We start from the raw sequence: 18,291 nt of genomic DNA on the forward strand, positions 1-18,291 counted from the left end.
CAAGATACTTACGTTGAATGAATTTATATCCTGAAACTTCATGGAAAGATTCTTTATTATTGAAACCAATCCACTCTTTTTTTCGTATTCAAAAGAGAAAGATAACGATCATTATCCTCCAAAATTGATTGAATACAAGGGGCTGTTATTATGTTGCGTCTATTACGGAATTGGCGTCACCAGCGGAAAATAGGTAAAGTTAAACCCGGTGATGGACACGCTTTAAAAGCCTACCGCTTTTATCACTTGCTTTCCCGGTCACTTTTTTATATCCGATTAGATGAAATTGATGGGAATTCTCACACCTATACGGTTGACGTCAATTATTTTAGTGAAGAATCGAAAGCCGATATGTACCGCGATGGTAAACATATCGCTACATCTAAGCTGCCTGCAGCTTTTCCAGTGCCCGGGGGATTTATTGAAGTTGCAACGACGACTTATGGACTGAGCCGTATGCATTTTATTCCTGAGGAAGGAAGCGAACAACAACTTAGTCCATACCCCGGCTCTACAGAAGGACTCCGGATGAGGTTTGATCAGCGCTTTCCAAGGATAAGCAAGACAATTGGAATCCTAGCTATTATTATTTTGCTTGCATCAATTATACTTGGATTACCTCAACTTATCGCCCTTATTACTGAAATTCCCTTTGTCCAGGAATATATCGGGACATTCGAATCTCCTATTATGCTACCAGGCTGGTTAAATACGTTCCTAGCTATCTCCGGGGCCTTGGCAGCATTTGAACGTGCTCTCACGCTCCGAAACCATTGGCTAATTGATATGGACACCAATTTATGGGATGACTTCGACTAATCAACATTTGATTTCACCTAAAATATGAAAGCTAATCATCTATAACAAACGCCCGTAGTCTTTGAAGTATGTAGCTAGACATCATTATTTAAATAATGAGTTTTGTGTAAACTAAACGAAATGATACTTCCATACGGAATAATTTTGTTTTAGACAGCAAAAAAATATCCGGTCGCGCAATGACCGTACAACAGGGACGGGTATATGCAGGTTACTCTTAAAGGATCCGAACTATGAAGCCATGTATGACCGTCTGAGAATTTACGGATTGTATGATTTGAGAATTAAAGATGAATTTGTTAGCTTTATTTTAAATGGATAGCCAAAGTATATGGAAAGAAGGATGAAGTTGGTTAAACTAGGAATATTAGATTACGCACAAATTGATGAAGGTAGTAACGAAAAAGAAGCGCTGGAGCAAACAGTCGAACTTGCTCAGTTAGCTGAAAGCTTAGGTTACAACCGCTTTTGGATGGCAGAGCATCACAATGTTCCAGCGTTTGCTGGCAGTTCACCCGAAATGATTATGATGCATTTAGCAAACGCTACAAAGCGTATTCGTCTTGGTTCGGGTGGAGTGATGCTCCCCCATTACAGTCCGTTAAAAGTCGCTGAAAATTTCCGGATTCTTGAAGCATTCCACCCTAACCGTATTGATTTAGGTATTGGCAATACAGTAGGAACGGCTCTCGTCAATCGGGCGATGAATGAAAATAAACGAGAGAAGCTCGACTATGAAGCGAGTATCACAGACATTGCAACGTATTTAACCGATGAAGTAAATAACGATCACCGCTTCCATGGACTCTCAGCCAATCCGGTTATCCCAACTGTTCCAGAAATGTGGCTCCTATCTATGAGTATCCGCACTGCAAAGATAGCTGCAAAGCTTGGAGTAGGATTCACTTACGGATTTTTCCTCCGGGGTACGGACCGGCTTGATATCGGAATAAAAGCTGTCGAGACATACCGGCGCGAATTCGCCCCATCCAGATTCATGCAAGAGCCTAAAGTTTCTCTTGCCTCTTTTGTTATTGCAGCTGAAACAGAAAAGATAGCAAATGAATACCGGCAAGCTTTGGACTTATGGTTGCTCGGAAATGACCGGTTCAGCCAGTTTAAACAGTTTCCATCTGTTGAAACTGCAAGGAACTACAACTATACAGACGAGGAGAGAGCGCGCATCCAGGCAAACCGCAAACGGATGATAACTGGGGATGTGAAACAAGTGACCAAACAATTAGACGATCTCATCCGTCTATTTCAGGCCGATGAAGTTTTAATCGTACCACTGCTTCCACATATCACCCTCCGCAAAAAAGTGATCGAACTACTTGCAGACGCGTATTTACAAAAAAACGAATAAAAGGCTACTAGCTAGAGCCTTTTATTCGTTCCAATGAGTTGCGTATTAATCCGTACTGTAACGATAGATGAGTTCAAAGCTTTCTTCGTCTAGCAGTTCTGCAATGTGGACGTGGATTCCATGACCAAAGGTTACTTCTGATTCTGTCACTGCGACAACCATTGCCTTCGTATTATTTCGTTTATCAAGATAAATATCCCCAACATAAGGCTGCAGTGTTACATCTTTCTCAGCTAGATAAGAAATCGACTCATCTTTCAAGCGTTGTTCCTCTGGCACCAGTTCCTTATCATAGTAGGCAATCTCTTGACTCGCTTCACTCTTACCAGGAACGAGCATGACATATTCATGATGCTTTACACCATTATCCTTTGTCGTCGTTACACTGTTTTCATGAACTTCTTCAACTTTTTCAATTTCATTTAATGAATAGTGATCAAATAAGTCTGGTGCAGGCTTCGTAATTAAAATGTAATCACCCGGTTCCGGCTTTTTATACTGATCGATTGTATACCGTTGTCCGTAGAAAATAAATGTATCATTATGTTTTGGTCGATACAATTCGATATCAGCTGCCCTTGTAAGAATCTGTTCCATATCTTTCAGACGATATAAGTGGACGGATTGTCTGAACATCGGCTTAACGGAGTATACTTTATGCAACTCATTTTTATAAAAAACAAACTGTCCCTTACGAACCTGATATAACTTCATATCCAACCTCCTGATTTTTTTAGTCAAAAAACGCTTATATTTGTTCATGATTCACTAGAATCAATGTTTCTAAACCTTTACCTATCTATTTTCAAATGCTTCAACCATTAAAGATAATTCTTCCCAACGTTCCATTTTCTGATCAAGTTCCGCTTGTACATCTTCCTGCTCCGCGAAAAGACGCTGAACTTCTCCTGCATCACTGCCAGCATCTGCAATCTGTTGTTCCAACACGGAGACACGTTCCTCTAATCCCATTATATCATCTTCAATCGTTTCCCATTCTTTCTGTTCACGGTAAGTCAGCTTCTTTTGTTTTCTTTCTTCCACGCTCTGTTTTTCCCGTTGTTTTGGTAACTTTTCTACCGGCTCAGTCTCTCGGACGTTTTCCAAGTATTCACTGTATGTTCCAATATACCGCTCTATTTTTCCAGTATTGGTAAAAATAATTAACCGATCTGCCACCCGATCAAGGAAATAGCGATCGTGGGAAACCGTAACGACAACACCTGGGAAAGATCTGAGATATTCTTCTAGGACACTTAATGTCTGTGTATCCAAATCATTCGTCGGCTCATCAAGGAATAAGACGTTCGGCTCTTCCATTAAGATTTTGAGTAAATAAAGGCGACGCTTCTCCCCACCAGAAAGTCTCCTAATATACGTATATTGCTCACTGCGGGAAAAGAGGAATCGTTCACACATCTGCTCAGCCGAAATAACGTTACCATCTACCGAATGGACGACTTCAGCTGTCTCTTTAATATAATCGATAACTCGCTGTTCACCATCCAGTTCCTCGTCACCTTGTGTATAATAACCGATTCTAACTGTTTCCCCTACTTCTACTTTTCCAGCATCAGGCGCAAGACGCCCGGCCATAATGTTAAGCAAGCTTGTCTTCCCAGAACCATTCGGTCCGATGATACCGATCCGGTCTCCAGGGATAATTAGTTCATTGAAATCATTAAGAACTTGTTTATCAACGAAAGATTTCGAAATATTTTCGAGTTCCAATACCTTTTTACCAAGCCGATGAGAACCAATTTGCACTTCTATTCCCTGTTTTTTCGTGTCGAACTGCTTCTCTTGCAATTCTTCTATTCGTCCAATTCTCGCTTTTTGCTTTGTTGAGCGGGCCCTGGCACCGCGCTTTAGCCAAGCAAGTTCACGGCGGAGGACATTATGATGTTTTGCTTCACTTTCCCGTTCCTGTTCTTCACGTTCCGCTTTCTTCTCGAGAAAAACTTCATAATTTCCTTCATACGAATATAGATTCCCTTTATCCAATTCAAAAATTCGATTCGTCACCCGATTTAAAAAGTAACGGTCATGCGTTACGAGCAAAAGCGCTCCCGGATAAGTTTGCAAATACTTTTCCAACCACTCTACTGTCAGATGATCCAAATGGTTTGTCGGTTCATCGAGAATCAATAATTCTGCTGGTTGAATTAGTGCTTTCGCTAAAGCGATCCGTTTCTTTTGGCCTCCGGAAAGCTCTCCTGTTAATTTATCGAAGTCGGTAATCCCTAATTTCGTTAAAATTGTTTTCGCCTGCGTATTCGCTTCCCAGGCATCTTGTTCATCCATTTGACGCTGCAGTTTCAATAATTTTTCTTGCAGTCTCTCCTGCTCCGGTTCTGCTTGAAGCTCTAACAGGGCCTGCTCATAGGCCCGGAGCAACTTCATAAGTGCGGATTCCCCGTAATAGATTTGCTCAATCACGGTAAGGTTTGGATCTAGTTCTGGATCCTGTGCTAAATATTCTATTTCGTAATCTTTCGCATGAGCGATCGTCCCTTTTTCCAAGGTTGCAAGCCCAGCAATCGTACGAAGGAGTGTGGATTTTCCAGTCCCATTTACACCAATCAGACCAATTCTTTCAGATGGGGAAATGGTAAAATGGATCGAATCAAAAAGCACTTTATCTCCATACGACTTATATAATTGTTCAGCAGTTAGCATAAAAAATCCTTCCTATTCGGTTTTTTCTTTTCTTACTTTCAACAGGTTTTTGACGACCATTACAATTAAAAACAACAACCATGACGTTACAACATAAAAAATGTTTTTACTTGTACCTGTCATCTCATTATAGAAGAAAAACATTCCAAGCCAAACGACCGCTATCATACCTAACTGCGTAACTAACAGCTTATTCATGATTCAACCTCCGTTCATTACTCTTCCTCTATTAAGTTTATCTCACAAACACGGATATTTCCATTTAAACAAACACACAAAAGGCAAGCGTCAGCGCTCGCCTCTTTTATATTATTACGATGTCTTATCTATTATTGAGCAAGAACATCATGGTATTCTACTGTATCTTCCATTCGTTTCTTGGCAAATACACAAAGGGGTTTAATTTTTTTATTATGCTCACGAGCGTATAAAACGACTTGTTCCAATAATTCCCCAGCAATCCCCTGACCTCTTAACTCATCAGAGACATAAGTATGATCGATGACTACTAATGATCTATTAGATTCCACATATGTTATCTCAGCAAGCGGTGTTTTCACATCTTCGCCTACATAAAACTTATTTCCGGCTTTTTTAATGGTTGTCATTCTTAAATCCTCCTAAACATAAGATCTATTCTATTATAACTCATAATTATTACATTTTGTGAAAACATCAAAAAAATATTTACGGAAATATTACATTGGCTTCATAATGTACTGCTATACTTATCATAGAATCAGTAGTAAAGTGCTAAATCACGAGATGGAGAAGTAACTTAAATGGTGAAATTACTAGTAATACTAATAGGACAATCCCTCACTAGGTCAAAATTATTAGGACCAAACCTTATTCTCGTCTCTGCCCTATCAGTAAGCAAAAAAACACTATCATACGGGGGATGTCTACACTCCCCGCATGATAGTGTTGATTGCCTTTTATATATTCTACTCTTCCACCGTAACTGTTATGGTTTGCCTAATCACTTTCGAACCATCTTCAGTATCATCAACAAAATCGCCTGCCAGATTTTGTCCATTCTCCCCATATACCTCTGTAACATGCGGACCATTGCTGCCATTGGATGGCTCCATTGTAATAATAATATCATATTCAGTTAGATTTTTAATTCTACTGTCTTTTTCTGGGTCTTCAAAATATAGGACTGCCGAGCCATCAGGATTTATATAACCGGTGCCTTGTATTCCCCATGTAATATAATTAGGAATGGAAGCTCTTGCTTGAATAAACGTTCCATCGATAATATTGCTATTTATTTTTACAGCAACATAATCTCCTTGCTTCTCTATTTCTGGCTCGATCCATACCGTTGCTTCTCCATAATCATCCGGTATTTCCCAGCTTGGTTCCGTAATCGCAAATGTCTGTTCTTCACCCTCATCTAGAGTGATTGTTTGTTGGAAAGATGCCTTTTGATAGGTCTCATCTAATTCTACATAGTTTCGTACAAAGCCCCCACTAAGCTCGTTTAAATAATGATTTTTTATTTCCTCTACATCCTGACTTGTTGGCTCAAATTTTACTTCAATATGTAATATTCCTTCTACGTTATCCGGCAAAGTAGTTTCTAATTCAAAGGATCCATTCTCATTAACTCGAGCTCGATCACTCGTTCCAATTAGTACACCATCCTCTGAATCAACCAAAAGGGTAAGTTGTGATTCTGGTAAAAGATTTGTTGTTCCTTTGACAGAAACAACTTTGTTTTCAACATGGATATCCCCTTCAAATTTCACTTCCAAATCACCTTGGTCTTCTAGTCCTTGATTCACTTCAAAGGAAACTTCTTCTTCCGTACTATCTGTTGAATCTTCTTCATCTTCAGTTTTTGATTCTGATTCCTTTTGTGCACTCGCATTGTTTTGATTTTCCGTTTCCACTTGTTTTTCATTTTCACCATTACTACAAGCAGCTAAAATCGAAATCATTAGTGCTAAAATTACCATTAATAATCGGTTGCGTCTGACCACTAAACTGTCCCTCCTAAATATAGTAAATATTCGATATTAATGATATACATTGTTGTTTTTAATAACAACAGGTCAGAATACCTATTTGTTAGAAATATAAGAAACTATAAAATAAAAATGGATTTGACTGGTGAAAAGTCGTAGTATTTCTTATTTTTCAGCTCTCATTCTTTTATCGCCGGTGTGGATTACGAAATCCGCCAACTCATTCACTCGTAAATTTTCAATATATTTTTCTTCAAGTGGAATCCACTCATTGATGAAACGGTGAAGCTTAGCCTCATGTCCCCGCTCTTTAATCCGCTGAATCTGTGTTCCCGGATCCGTTGTGACAAAAATCTTAACATCATAGTATTCCTCGAGTGCCGGATGGAAGGAATATACTCCTTCAATGACATTGAACTTCTTATACGGAATAACTGTCAGTTTGTCTAGATCATTAATGGAGCAATCGAATGGAACAAGCTTCACTTCCCTTCTTTTCATAAGCGGTTGGATGACCTCCTCAAGTACCCGTTCATAATGGACATTTCCTCCTGGTTCACCGAGCCGTTCTTCTGTCTTCATTTCGATAGGCAAGAAAAAATCATCCATATGGAAAACATTACAATCCAGTACTTCTTTTACAACCTGAGCAAAAGTGGTTTTCCCGCTGCCACATCTTCCATCAATTGCAATGAGTTTCGGTGTATCTCCCTTTGCAAGCTCTACCAAGTACTCTAGCACCGGCAAATATTCGAGATAACTAGCAGCAAGAACACGGTAATGTGGATCGTATTGTTCGTGATAAACTTTACTATGACTTACCGGCGGATAGCACCTCTCTTTATAAAACTGGAACACTCCTGCTAGGTCTTGTGCATCAACCGTAAGCTTCTCTTCTTCAGCTAATTCTACTGCACGTTCTAGTCTTTCTTCCAGTTGCTCAATGGTTCCCGATCGCCTATTTGTTGACCGGATAAAAAATTTGTTTAAAAGGGATAATGTCGTCTCGCTTATCTTTTCTGCACCAAGATGAACACGGACATAGCCATTCCCAATCGGTTCATGAAATACTCGGGTTTTCGTTTTGTCTATTCCTTTATACTCCTCGGTTAACTTTTCCAAACTATCTTTTTCATTAATCTGATCATCGTAACTACCAAATGTTTGTTGATAGATTAATTTATAGTAATCTATTGCTTCCATTTCAGCATACCTTTTTTGATGTGCTAAAAGAATCTCTTCCATTCTAACCCCTCCATCTCTACTTCCTTTATCGTACTAGCTTTAATTTTCATTGACAATGCATACTTATTAGTTCCTCTCCACTCCTTTTTTTGTTACGTTAAATATAGGAGGCGATGTTTACATGCAACAACTTATATTTGAAGCAGCTTGGGATAAGACGATTGCTCCGATTGATAGAGATAATATTACGTCTCTATTCCAGAAGACAACGAATGAAAACAAGAAAAATGTGGAAATTATTCCGATAAGCCAAGCAATTAATCATAATGAAGATTTACTTGTTATTGTGCTCATCCATAACTTTTCGAATGAGGATTTTCCCCTTAGAAATGTTTATGCTTCGTACCTAGAAGCTGATGAATTAATCGCCGAACATGATTTTACCTTTCCGCAGGTGAATATTCAGCGGAAGACGAGCATGCCTTGGACATTCATTTTCCCTAAAGTGAGTTGGCATAGGTCTCCTTCCTTTGAGAATAGCAGGTTGCAAATTGAAAAAGAAAAGAAAACTTTGCAAACGGGTAAAAGTTTACAATAATTAATGATACAATAGATAGTAGCTGAATATTCTAGCGCTTAATACAATGGAAAGAGGAGTGGAATGCATGCAGGAAAAACATTTGGAAAGAATTCGAAATGGAAAAGGTTTTATTGCAGCACTTGACCAAAGTGGCGGAAGTACACCGAAAGCCTTGAAAAATTATGGCATAGCGGAAGACGCGTACGATAATGAAGACAAGATGTTCGATCTTGTTCACGACATGCGCACCCGGATTATAACTTCACCAGCCTTTAACTCTGAACGTATCCTTGGCGCCATATTATTTGAACAGACGATGGACCGTCACATTGAAGGGAAGTATACCGCTGACTATTTAGCAGAAGAGAAGGAAATCGTTCCATTTCTAAAAGTGGACAAAGGTCTTGCTGATGAAGCAGATGGAGTCCAGCTCATGAAGCCTATTACAGACCTGGATGAATTACTGCAACGAGCAAATGAGCGGAATATTTTCGGTACGAAGATGCGCTCTGTCATTAAGCAAGCGAACGCGCAAGGTATCCAAAAAATCGTTAAACAGCAATTCGATATCGGTAAAGACATTCTTGCTGCTGGATTAGTTCCAATTATTGAGCCTGAAGTAGATATTTTCAGTGAAGACAAATCCCAATCAGAGGAGATTTTGAAAGAAGAATTATTGAAGCAATTGAATGAATTAGCTGATGGACAAGATGTTATGCTGAAACTCTCAATCCCGACTGTAGCTAATCTCTATAAAGAAATTGTTGACCATCCACGAGTCATCCGAATTGTCGCTTTATCAGGAGGTTACCCACTCGTTGAGGCGAATGAGAAACTGAAAGAGAATGAGGGTATCATCGCAAGCTTCTCAAGAGCCCTCACGCAAAACCTCAATGTCAATCAAAGTGATGAAAGCTTTAACCAAACTCTAGACGATGCAGTGGAAACAATTTATGACGCTTCTGTAAATAAAAAATAAAAATTTAAGATATGAAAATCCTTTCTACTTAAGTGTAGGAAGGATTTTTTTATTGCATAGGAAAAAATGCTGTAGATACTTAGGGATCCATCTCTAGCCACGTCCAGCATAGCCCAATATAAAATAGTTCTTGAGTTAGCTTCCATGACCAATCCTTTTGTCACTTTGCGAGGAGTTTTCTTCACTGAATAAGCTTACAACACGCCCCAACGAGCAGATCTTTTGGCGGGATGAGTAATCGCAGTCCTAGGCGCCCGTGAAACGAATCGCGAAACTTACTGTAAAGGGGCTTCTGCCAATGTTCTTTATTTCAAATAGTTTATTGACAAAATAATTAATCGCTGTTACGGTTATATACATTAGTATATAACCGTAACACTAAAACATAAAAAGGAGGGCTGGCATTGAAACATCTGTTACTGGATGATAAACCAATTTATCTTCAAGTCCGTGAACAAATCGAAGACCAAATTATCAATCGACAATTACAAGCGGGAGACCAGGCCCCTTCCACGAATCAACTTGTGAATTTTTATAAAATAAATCATGCGACGGTATCGAAAGGAATCAATCAACTTGTGGAAGACGGAATTCTTTTTAAGAAAAGAGGGATTGGTATGTTCGTTGCAGAAGGAGCAAGAAAACAGTTGCTTGAAAAACGGCGGCAAATGTTCGTCGAGGATTATATAGTCACCCTCGTACAAGAGGCCGAGAAGCTGGAAATTACAGAAGAAGAAATACTAAAGTTTATTAAACAAGTTAAAGGGAGTGAGAAATAATGAATATAACGGCAACAAACCTTCATTTCTCTTATGGTGGAGATGTAGTGTTACAAGATATTAATTTTGAGCTGAACGAACCAAAGATTTATGGTCTCCTAGGTAGAAATGGTGCTGGGAAAACATCACTTCTTTCCATCATCGGCTCATTTCGGGAACCATCCTCCGGCAAAATGCTCATTAACGGAGAAGCACCATTTGAAAATGCGGAAATCATGCAGCAGGTTGCTTTCCTCTACAATAAAGATAATAGCGGAGAAACGGATTCTGTAAAGACATTGTTAAAAGGTTTACAAATCTATCGTCCCTATTTCGATTATGAATACGCGCTTGAATTAGTAAAGAAATTTAAATTGGATTTAAAGGAAAATTTATCCAATTTGTCCACTGGGAAACAGTCTGCTTTCAATGTGATTGTTGGCCTTGCTAGCAGAACACCGATTACAATCTTTGATGAAGTCTATCTTGGAATGGATGCACCGGCACGAGACTTATTTTATAAAGAGTTGCTAAAGGAACAGGAACGTCATCCACGGATTATGATTCTCTCCACACATCTTGTTTCTGAAATGGATTATCTGTTTGATGAAGTGCTTATTTTAAAAGAAGGTAGACTCCTTCTTCATGAAGCATATGAAGATTTGCTCTCTCGCGGGGTTAATCTGATCGGCAGCAAAGAAGCAATAGATGCCTTCAGCAAAAATAAGGAAATTGTTCATCATGAGCAATTGGGAGATACCTTTTCGGTGACTTTATACGGAGAATTTAATGATATGGAGCGGCAACAAGCGAGAGAAAGAGGTCTGCAAGTTCGCAATATCTCACTGCAAGACTTGTTTATACAGCTGACAAAGGAGGATGAAGATAATGAATAAGCCAGTACAAATCGGTCAAGCGGCCTTCATCATGTTACAAGCACAGCTTACTTGGACACTTTGGTATATGGGGATTCTGCTACTTGTAAATATCGTTAGGCTGATATTCAGTGCAGACGGGATAGATACCTTTTACAATAGTAGCTTCGTTGCTAGTAATGTATATATGCTTGTTATCGGAATCATTGTCATTTCATTTATGCCCTATTTCGTTGAGATGGGAGTAACGCGAAAAAATTATTTTTACGGGAATGCAATCGCAAGTATCTGCCTTTCCATATTGATTCCAGTTTTCGCTTATGTACTCACTATTTTCGAGAAATTGATATTGGGTAATTTTAAAGAACCGAATTTCAATATCGAATCTGCTGCAGATGGCAATTTCATTGGCGATCTGTTACAAAGCATTTTAATTACGCCCTATGTTGATATGGAGGCGAATGTATTGCTGTCTTTTGCTGTATTTAGTTTAAATATCTTTGCCTTTTATTTAATCGGTTGGTTGATTGGTGCAGCATTTTATCGGCTTGGGGTGATTGGTGGGATTTTATTTATCGCCATCAGCATCGTCCTAATTGTTGCAAAAGACTCCATGCAGCGTATCGCAATGGACTTGCCGTTATTTGAAACCTATGCCTTCTTTGATGCAGTACCAAGCCGGGTTGCCTATATTCTTCTTGTAGTCATCATGTTCATTCCATTAATCCTTATCCGGACATTGACAAAAAGAGCACCGATTAAAATATAAAAAAAGAGGGGTACTGCTCCCCTCTTTTTTATTGTATAAGAAACTATAAAATAAAAAGCTGTGATAACTTAGGTATCCAGGGCTAGCCACGTCCGCTCTGCGCCCAGCAACTATCAAACTTCACACTCCTCCAATCGATAAGTCAACATCAACTCAAAACTAAAGGAAGGCCGCTTAAGTACGGGCTAAAGCCCAACAGCGGCATACCCCTAAAGGGGCATGTTTCCTTTATCTCATTCCAGAGTGCTCCAGTTTGTACGTTGCTACGACGCACAGGATGTGCTAGTACAGGCGTTGCGACAGGACGTCGCGTTCTTAGCCGGTAAGGGCGCTTGCGCCTTTGATCATATTGTCTCTGCTTTTGTTTTAACTAACTTTTTCCTCAACCATGGTTGGGATTTCCAGCGACGGTAGGCGAAGATGCCACGGAACCATTCGTCCACACCTTGCGCAATCCATACACCAAGTAAGCCAAGTCCGAAATGAATACCGAATACGTAACTTAGGACAACCGCAAGCCCCCACATGGAGATGACACCAATTACAACAGGGAAACGAACGTCCCCTACTGATTTTAATGACCCCATCAAGACCATATTCACCGCCCGGCCAGGCTCGATGAACACAATCGCCCAGAGGACCGGAATCGCAACCGCAATAATTGCCGGGTCACTCGTGAATATTCCAAGGAGTCCTTTGCCGGTTAGTGCGATGATAAGCGAAATGACAAGTGAAACGGAAACTGCTATCCGCAACGTTTTCAGGCCTCGTTTCAATGTGCGCTCATACATCCCTGCTCCGACATAGCGAGCAATGAGAAGCTGTGTACCTTGAGATATTGCCATCGTAAACATAAAACAAAACATCGATATATTTAAAATATAAACCCGCGCAGCAAGTGCCGCGTCCCCTATGATTGCAACAAAACTTGTAATAACCACTTGTGAAAACTGATAGGATAGTTGTTCTGCAGCAGATGGTATCCCAATCCCCATCAGATTTTTGATGTTTGTCTTATCTATTTTAAAAATATCTTGCAAGCTGAATTTAATCGCCAGCCGTTTATATACAAATCCTAACAAAGCAAGGACGAGGAAGATACGGGCCACAATGATTGTAACGGAAACTCCGACAACTCCCGTCACCGGAAGACCGAACAATCCGTGAACCGCAATAAAGTATCCGGCAATACTAATTATATTCATGATAACCGTGACAAACATCGTCTCTCTCGTATATCCGTGACTTCTTAGTACAGCACTAAGCGCTAAAGCTACAGCCTCTATACAGAGGGAAAGCCCTGTAATTGCGAGGAAAGAATACGCGTAATCATATATCTCTCCACTCAATCCGTAAAAATTTAAGAATATACCGCCAAATGCAATTACAATAATCGTCATCACGATACCGATCCAGAAATTCAGCCCGAAAGCAGATCTTGCATAGTCCCTCGCCGTTTTAAGCTGGTTTGCTCCAAGGTTTTGACCAATCAAGATTGTCGCTCCGACTGCTGTCACGTTAAAAAGGATGATAAAGATATTCATAATCTGGTTCGCTACACCGACACCAGCTACCGCCTGGTCAGAGTAACTACTTAATATTAATGTTGCAAGAATGCCCACGCTCATATGAAGAGAGATTTCAATAAAAAGCGGCCACGTAATACTAAACAACGACTGTTCTTGATATTTATTTTTTTCTATATTCAATTGAAATCGTTTCTCCTTCACTATTAAATTTTTCAAATTCCAACATAATAACACAGTTCCTAACCAGTAAAAAAGACCGCCCGAAAATCCGTAAAATAAATAAACGAACTCCCGTGACAGCCGTCTGCTTCGATGTTAGTTACTGAAATCTCTCCAGGTGACATTTTATAGCTGATCATTTTCCATTAGAATATTATACCATTGTTAACTCACTTATTTCAATACTTTTTTCAAAAAATGGAAGGTAATCTCTTTATTCTTTCATAGCCGGATGACAGTTTTACCATAAATTGGATCCCACATTGAGTAATAAAATATGGTATAATGATTGTCTATTTCAAATATAGAAGGAGAATGCCGCATGGCAAAAAAAGCTTTAGTCGTCAAACAACAAAAGCCTCAAAAATTTGCAGTTCGCGAATATAGCAGGTGTAAGCATTGCGGCAGACCACACAGTGTTATAAGGAAATTTGATATGTGTCGAATCTGCCTTCGTGAATATGCATATAAAGGTCAAGTACCCGGCTTGAAAAAAGCAAGCTGGTAAATAATAGAGTAAAACGGGGAGTATATGTATGCTCGCCGTTTTTTATAATGGAAAGAAGTGAGTTATTTTCCTATCTTTAGGAAGAGACCAATCGTTTAGGGTCTCAAAAAGCACTTTTTTCCCGTTATAAAGGCAAACTTAAAGCCTGGATAACCTAGAGTGTCGATGTTATCCAGTTTTCTGCACTTCCTTACTATCTATGATAATGTGCCATACAATTTTCGGGTACACTGTTAAAAAATTAAAAATCTGCCCATAAGAAACATTCTTATGGACAGTACAAGATAACTTATTCATCATTTCCCCGATAGCGCGCATATGACAGTGAATTCCAAGTGCGATAATCCAGCTGTTCTTTCTCTATTGGAGTTGAGAGATCATCGAAAATCCTTCGTGCAACTTCCAGTTCTTTTTCCGCTTCCTGTTTATCTTGATACATAAACTCATCTGTTGTGGTATCTGGTGCTTGATCCACTTTCTCTTCCAAGTTCTGCACAACCATTTCCTGATGGCGATGGATCGTTTCCCTTGCCTCCGTCACCCAATCGTCCTGGACGGAGCGATTCATATCCGTTACATAAGTGAACTCATCATAGATATCCCGATATACTCGGTCCGCGTTCTCCCGTACATCCCGGATGACCCCAACTAAATCATCAATCGTCAGCTGCTCCGGTTCTAACTCTTCAGCACGCTTAGCACCGCCAAGCCGCTCATGTTTTAAATAAAATGGGAAAATGCTCTTAATCGTCTTCCCAACCGGATTAATTGCCATTTGGTTCTCATCCATTCCTTTTGGCTGAATCCCCTGCATCGCAATGCGAGCCGATTCCGGTCGGACGATTTCCTTCGGTGGTAACACCCCGTACCGCAGCAGTTCACGAATTCCTGTCCCGGAAATGTTAATCCGATATTTCCCTTCATGCGGGCAAGTATACTCAGTCGCAGCACTATCACAACGCGTGCAATAGAACACTTCTTGAAAGAGCCGCACATCAATCCCTAATTCCTCTGGTTTAAATGTGTCAAAAATTGTATGGGCTGCATACTTATCATAGAAATCGCCAATCCCAGCATGGTCCCTGCCAATTAATGCATGTGTACAGCCATAATTTTTCATAATTAACGCATGAAGGACCGCCTCGCGTGGACCTGCAAAAATATAAGTTACTCGAAGTGGTGCAAGAATTGTTCTTTCTTTCGGATAATACGTTTCTAACACACTACGATACGCAAGCATCCGGAATTCGTGACGAGTATATTCTCGTTTTGCCATTTCGACAAGCGGCTGGACAAATAAACCATCCAGCTCCTCGAGTGCGTTCCGGTGGATGTATTCATGTCCCCGGTGTAAAGGGTTCGCCCCTGTAATAAATCCTCCGACTGTATTAAACTTCTTCTCTTCATAAAATAGTTTCCATGTATCTTTTGGCTCCATGCGAATTCCTTCAAACGGACCCCAATGTACCCGGCGCAGTAATTGAATCGGACCTCCAAGCGCCGTATCCCCCATTCTCCGGTAAATCGCATCTACACCTGGGTGACTCCTGTCCGTCGTATCAAATAAATGCAGCGCCCGAAATTCACGGTCATATTCAAAGATGTCCTCAATTTTAAGTATTGCTACTGCTTCTTTTGTATGGTCTGCTAATGCTATTTCATCGCCAATATTCAATGATTTAATAATTTCTTTATTTTTAACTCCAATTGGAGCGAAACTTAGCGGCACCGGCCAGACAACCCCATTACTTAATCTACCTTCAGTAAGTACAGATTTATAATCCTCTTCACCCATAAACCCCTTGTTTGGTGAGAGTACCCCGGTTGCAATCATCTCCAATGTGATAACTGCTTCCAAATCAACGACAATCATCGGTAAATGTTTGGCCCTTTCAACCGCATCTGCTAGCGCTTCCCCTGTCAGTACTTGATTTACTAGTTCACCACCATGTGGTTGTTGCGGATAAGTTGTCATTTTTGTTTGATCCATCACCTTTTGACTCATCAATCTTCCTCCTTATTTATCTCTATCGTAATAGCTTATGAATCGTTAAAAATACTGCCCCTTTATCTAATTCGCATCCCGGTATCCCGTATTTGCTTTAACTTTCACTTCTGCATAACGGGCCGAATTGTATTCTTTTGATAGCAAAGTACCTAGAAAACCGGCAAGAAAACCTAGTGGAACACTGATGATTGCCGGATTATCGATAGGGAATATCGGTTCCCCAACAAACAATGCCGCACCTTCCACAGGTGAAAATACGCTCGGGCTCATTGAAACAAGGATGAGTGCAGAAAGTAAACCAGTCAATAAAGCCGATATGGCACCCGCCGTATTAAAACGTTTCCAATATACCGTGTATAAAATAACCGGCAAGTTAGCACTTGCTGCAATACAGAATGCTAAAGAAACAAGGAATGCGACATTTAAATATTGGGCGCCTAATGCAAGAATTATAGATAGGACGGATACGGCTAATGATGCGTAGCGGGCGGCGAGCATTTGCTCACGATCCGTCACTTTTCCTTTTTTAATAATCTGGCCGTAAATATCATGGGCAAAGGCAGATGCTCCAGATAATACGAGACCTGCAACAACTGCTAAGATGGTTGCAAAGGCTACTGCACTAATAAATGCAAATAAAATATTTCCGCCAATTGCTTGGGCAAGAAGGGGTGCTGCCATATTCCCACCTGGATTCGCTGCAAGAATTGCATCTTGGCCGACAAATGCAGCCGCTCCAAAGCCTAGGAATAAAGTTAAAATATAAAAAAGACCAATCGTCCAAGTTGCCGTAATTACAGAGCTTCTCGCTGTTTTAGCATCTTTCACCGTGAAAAATCGCATTAAAATATGTGGTAAACCTGCAGTTCCAAAAACAAGTGCAATCATTAATGATATTGTGCTTAATGGATCTGTATAAAGCACTCCTGGTTTTAAATAATCTGCCCCATGAGATGTCGCTGTCTTTACAGCTGTGAACATAGACGAAATATTGAAGTTGAAATGGAATAACACTAATAAAGAAATAATAAACATTCCCGCCATCAAAAGGACAGCTTTCGTAATCTGAACCCAGCTCGTTGCAATCATCCCACCGAACAGAACGTAAATCGTCATCATGACACCGACGATTAGCACGGCAATCCAGTAATCGATCCCGAACAGCAGCTGAATCAATGCACCTGCACCGACAAGCTGGGCAATCATATAAAACAGGACAATCGTTATCGTACTAAGTGCTGCCGCCCCTCTGATTTTCTTCGCATCGAACCGGGCATTAATCATATCGGCAATCGTATATTTACCAAGATTTCGCAGCGGCTCTGCAACAAGAAATAGAACGACTAAATAAGCAATAAGGAAACCAATACTATAGAAAAAACCATCAAATCCATTGAGAGCAATCATCCCGGCTATCCCTAGAAAAGAGGCGGCAGAGAGATAATCACCTGCGATTGCCAATCCATTTTGCCATCCAGTCAATCCACCTCCAGCCGTATAGAAATCTCCGGTGCTTTTCGTACGTTTAGCTGCATAGTACGTAATGACAAGTGTTAAAATGACGATAGCGAGAAATAGGATAATAACGGTGGCATCCATCAGCGATTACCCCCTTTATCCAACTGCTCCTTCACTATTTCTTCCGCCATTTCATCAAAGCGATTTGCTTTTTTTACATAAATCATGCTCAGCACCCAAGTCATTATAAATTGCGAAATTGCAAATACCCATACCCAGGATATATCACCGAAGAATGGTGCATTCAGGAATGTTGTATATGACGTAAGTATCGGAAGCGTAAAGTAAAAAACAAGAAAGAAGATCGTCAGCGGAACAATAAATTTCTTTTTTGCATGCATAAAGTTTTTAAACTGCCGACTTTCCTCCACTTTAACAAAATTGATTGGCTCTTCTTGCTTTCGTTCAACAGAAACCGGTTGTGTATTCATCAAAACATCCTCTCTACCCTTATTTTGAAAACGCTTACTAAGAGTATAGAGAGTTTCATAACTTTTGTTGTAAGTTTTTCGTAAGCGGTAAG

General features: G+C 40.0%; 18 protein-coding genes. 8 read left to right on the forward strand and 10 right to left on the reverse strand.

What is annotated here, in order from left to right; genetic code table 11:
- The first annotated feature begins 150 nt into the window (after positions 1-150).
- Together SPD53_RS07595 and SPD53_RS07600 are read left to right on the forward strand one after the other, a co-directional pair.
- Entirely contained in the window at positions 151-819 is a 669-nt protein-coding gene (locus SPD53_RS07595; protein ID WP_188856376.1) for a hypothetical protein, read from the forward strand.
- 349 nt (positions 820-1,168) lie between these two features.
- The gene (locus tag SPD53_RS07600) at positions 1,169-2,185 is read left to right on the forward strand and encodes an LLM class flavin-dependent oxidoreductase (RefSeq protein WP_336252150.1); all 1,017 of its coding nucleotides are present in this window, start codon (positions 1,169-1,171) and stop codon (positions 2,183-2,185) included.
- 45 nt (positions 2,186-2,230) lie between these two features.
- On the opposite strand, the gene SPD53_RS07605 is transcribed toward SPD53_RS07600, so the two are convergent.
- The 6 genes from SPD53_RS07605 to SPD53_RS07630 all read right to left on the reverse strand — a co-directional run bounded on the left by SPD53_RS07605 (position 2,231) and on the right by SPD53_RS07630 (position 8,085).
- Positions 2,231-2,899, reverse strand: a complete 669-nt coding sequence (locus tag SPD53_RS07605; protein ID WP_156856631.1) for a hypothetical protein — start codon at positions 2,897-2,899, stop codon at positions 2,231-2,233.
- 81 nt (positions 2,900-2,980) lie between these two features.
- On the reverse strand, positions 2,981-4,864 hold the full coding sequence (locus SPD53_RS07610) for an ABC-F family ATP-binding cassette domain-containing protein (protein ID WP_336252151.1): 1,884 nt from the start codon (positions 4,862-4,864) through the stop codon (positions 2,981-2,983).
- 12 nt (positions 4,865-4,876) lie between these two features.
- Positions 4,877-5,062: a hypothetical protein gene (locus tag SPD53_RS07615; RefSeq protein ID WP_188856378.1), complete on the reverse strand. Its 186-nt coding sequence runs from the start codon at positions 5,060-5,062 to the stop codon at positions 4,877-4,879.
- 131 nt (positions 5,063-5,193) lie between these two features.
- Positions 5,194-5,472 (reverse strand): GNAT family N-acetyltransferase, encoded by a 279-nt coding sequence (locus tag SPD53_RS07620; protein ID WP_156856634.1) that lies wholly within the window; start codon positions 5,470-5,472, stop codon positions 5,194-5,196.
- 339 nt (positions 5,473-5,811) lie between these two features.
- Positions 5,812-6,855, reverse strand: a complete 1,044-nt coding sequence (locus tag SPD53_RS07625; RefSeq protein WP_188856379.1) for a hypothetical protein — start codon at positions 6,853-6,855, stop codon at positions 5,812-5,814.
- Between the two features lie 150 nt (positions 6,856-7,005).
- Complete coding sequence (locus tag SPD53_RS07630; RefSeq protein ID WP_188856380.1) at positions 7,006-8,085, reverse strand: uridine kinase family protein; 1,080 nt, start codon at positions 8,083-8,085, stop codon at positions 7,006-7,008.
- Between the two features lie 121 nt (positions 8,086-8,206).
- Between SPD53_RS07630 and SPD53_RS07635 the strand changes: the two genes are divergently transcribed.
- The 5 genes from SPD53_RS07635 to SPD53_RS07655 all read left to right on the forward strand — a co-directional run bounded on the left by SPD53_RS07635 (position 8,207) and on the right by SPD53_RS07655 (position 11,986).
- Positions 8,207-8,623 carry an SLAP domain-containing protein gene (locus SPD53_RS07635; RefSeq protein WP_188856381.1) on the forward strand — a complete coding sequence of 139 codons (417 nt, stop codon included), beginning with the start codon at positions 8,207-8,209 and terminating at the stop codon, positions 8,621-8,623.
- Positions 8,624-8,690: 67 nt separating this feature from the next.
- The gene (locus SPD53_RS07640; RefSeq protein WP_188856382.1) at positions 8,691-9,584 is read left to right on the forward strand and encodes a fructose bisphosphate aldolase; all 894 of its coding nucleotides are present in this window, start codon (positions 8,691-8,693) and stop codon (positions 9,582-9,584) included.
- Between the two features lie 404 nt (positions 9,585-9,988).
- Complete coding sequence (locus SPD53_RS07645; protein ID WP_188856383.1) at positions 9,989-10,363, forward strand: GntR family transcriptional regulator; 375 nt, start codon at positions 9,989-9,991, stop codon at positions 10,361-10,363.
- Complete coding sequence (locus SPD53_RS07650) at positions 10,363-11,238, forward strand: ATP-binding cassette domain-containing protein (RefSeq protein ID WP_188856384.1); 876 nt, start codon at positions 10,363-10,365, stop codon at positions 11,236-11,238. Before SPD53_RS07645 ends, SPD53_RS07650 begins: the two co-directional genes overlap by 1 nt.
- The gene (locus SPD53_RS07655) at positions 11,231-11,986 is read left to right on the forward strand and encodes a hypothetical protein (RefSeq protein WP_336252152.1); all 756 of its coding nucleotides are present in this window, start codon (positions 11,231-11,233) and stop codon (positions 11,984-11,986) included. The genes SPD53_RS07650 and SPD53_RS07655 overlap by 8 nt, the downstream gene beginning before the upstream one ends.
- Positions 11,987-12,330: 344 nt before the next feature.
- On the opposite strand, the gene SPD53_RS07660 is transcribed toward SPD53_RS07655, so the two are convergent.
- Positions 12,331-13,695 carry an MATE family efflux transporter gene (locus SPD53_RS07660; protein ID WP_336252153.1) on the reverse strand — a complete coding sequence of 455 codons (1,365 nt, stop codon included), beginning with the start codon at positions 13,693-13,695 and terminating at the stop codon, positions 12,331-12,333.
- Positions 13,696-14,056: 361 nt separating this feature from the next.
- Between SPD53_RS07660 and SPD53_RS07665 the strand changes: the two genes are divergently transcribed.
- The gene (locus SPD53_RS07665; RefSeq protein WP_156856645.1) at positions 14,057-14,242 is read left to right on the forward strand and encodes a type Z 30S ribosomal protein S14; all 186 of its coding nucleotides are present in this window, start codon (positions 14,057-14,059) and stop codon (positions 14,240-14,242) included.
- A 289-nt stretch (positions 14,243-14,531) separates the two neighbouring features.
- On the opposite strand, the gene SPD53_RS07670 is transcribed toward SPD53_RS07665, so the two are convergent.
- The 3 genes from SPD53_RS07670 to SPD53_RS07680 form a co-directional block, all read right to left on the reverse strand.
- Positions 14,532-16,247: a sulfate adenylyltransferase gene (locus tag SPD53_RS07670; RefSeq protein ID WP_336252154.1), complete on the reverse strand. Its 1,716-nt coding sequence runs from the start codon at positions 16,245-16,247 to the stop codon at positions 14,532-14,534.
- Between the two features lie 66 nt (positions 16,248-16,313).
- Complete coding sequence (locus SPD53_RS07675; protein ID WP_336252155.1) at positions 16,314-17,849, reverse strand: solute symporter family protein; 1,536 nt, start codon at positions 17,847-17,849, stop codon at positions 16,314-16,316.
- The gene (locus SPD53_RS07680) at positions 17,849-18,199 is read right to left on the reverse strand and encodes a DUF485 domain-containing protein (RefSeq protein WP_156856649.1); all 351 of its coding nucleotides are present in this window, start codon (positions 18,197-18,199) and stop codon (positions 17,849-17,851) included. Before SPD53_RS07680 ends, SPD53_RS07675 begins: the two co-directional genes overlap by 1 nt.
- Positions 18,200-18,291 lie beyond the last annotated feature (92 nt).

The sequence above is a fragment of the Oceanobacillus sp. MO10714A genome (genome assembly GCF_037072045.1).
Classification (GTDB): domain Bacteria; phylum Bacillota; class Bacilli; order Bacillales; family Amphibacillaceae; genus Oceanobacillus; species Oceanobacillus indicireducens.

Coding starts and splice junctions, on each gene's coding strand:
- SPD53_RS07595 (WP_188856376.1), top strand. CDS start 151: ATGTTGCGTCTATTACGGAATTGGCGTCACCAGCGGAAAATAGGTAAA.
- SPD53_RS07605 (WP_156856631.1), bottom strand. CDS start 2,899: ATGAAGTTATATCAGGTTCGTAAGGGACAGTTTGTTTTTTATAAAAAT.
- SPD53_RS07610 (WP_336252151.1), bottom strand. CDS start 4,864: ATGCTAACTGCTGAACAATTATATAAGTCGTATGGAGATAAAGTGCTT.
- SPD53_RS07615 (WP_188856378.1), bottom strand. CDS start 5,062: ATGAATAAGCTGTTAGTTACGCAGTTAGGTATGATAGCGGTCGTTTGG.
- SPD53_RS07620 (WP_156856634.1), bottom strand. CDS start 5,472: ATGACAACCATTAAAAAAGCCGGAAATAAGTTTTATGTAGGCGAAGAT.
- SPD53_RS07630 (WP_188856380.1), bottom strand. CDS start 8,085: ATGGAAGAGATTCTTTTAGCACATCAAAAAAGGTATGCTGAAATGGAA.
- SPD53_RS07635 (WP_188856381.1), top strand. CDS start 8,207: ATGCAACAACTTATATTTGAAGCAGCTTGGGATAAGACGATTGCTCCG.
- SPD53_RS07640 (WP_188856382.1), top strand. CDS start 8,691: ATGCAGGAAAAACATTTGGAAAGAATTCGAAATGGAAAAGGTTTTATT.
- SPD53_RS07650 (WP_188856384.1), top strand. CDS start 10,363: ATGAATATAACGGCAACAAACCTTCATTTCTCTTATGGTGGAGATGTA.
- SPD53_RS07655 (WP_336252152.1), top strand. CDS start 11,231: ATGAATAAGCCAGTACAAATCGGTCAAGCGGCCTTCATCATGTTACAA.
- SPD53_RS07665 (WP_156856645.1), top strand. CDS start 14,057: ATGGCAAAAAAAGCTTTAGTCGTCAAACAACAAAAGCCTCAAAAATTT.
- SPD53_RS07670 (WP_336252154.1), bottom strand. CDS start 16,247: ATGAGTCAAAAGGTGATGGATCAAACAAAAATGACAACTTATCCGCAA.
- SPD53_RS07675 (WP_336252155.1), bottom strand. CDS start 17,849: ATGGATGCCACCGTTATTATCCTATTTCTCGCTATCGTCATTTTAACA.
- SPD53_RS07680 (WP_156856649.1), bottom strand. CDS start 18,199: ATGAATACACAACCGGTTTCTGTTGAACGAAAGCAAGAAGAGCCAATC.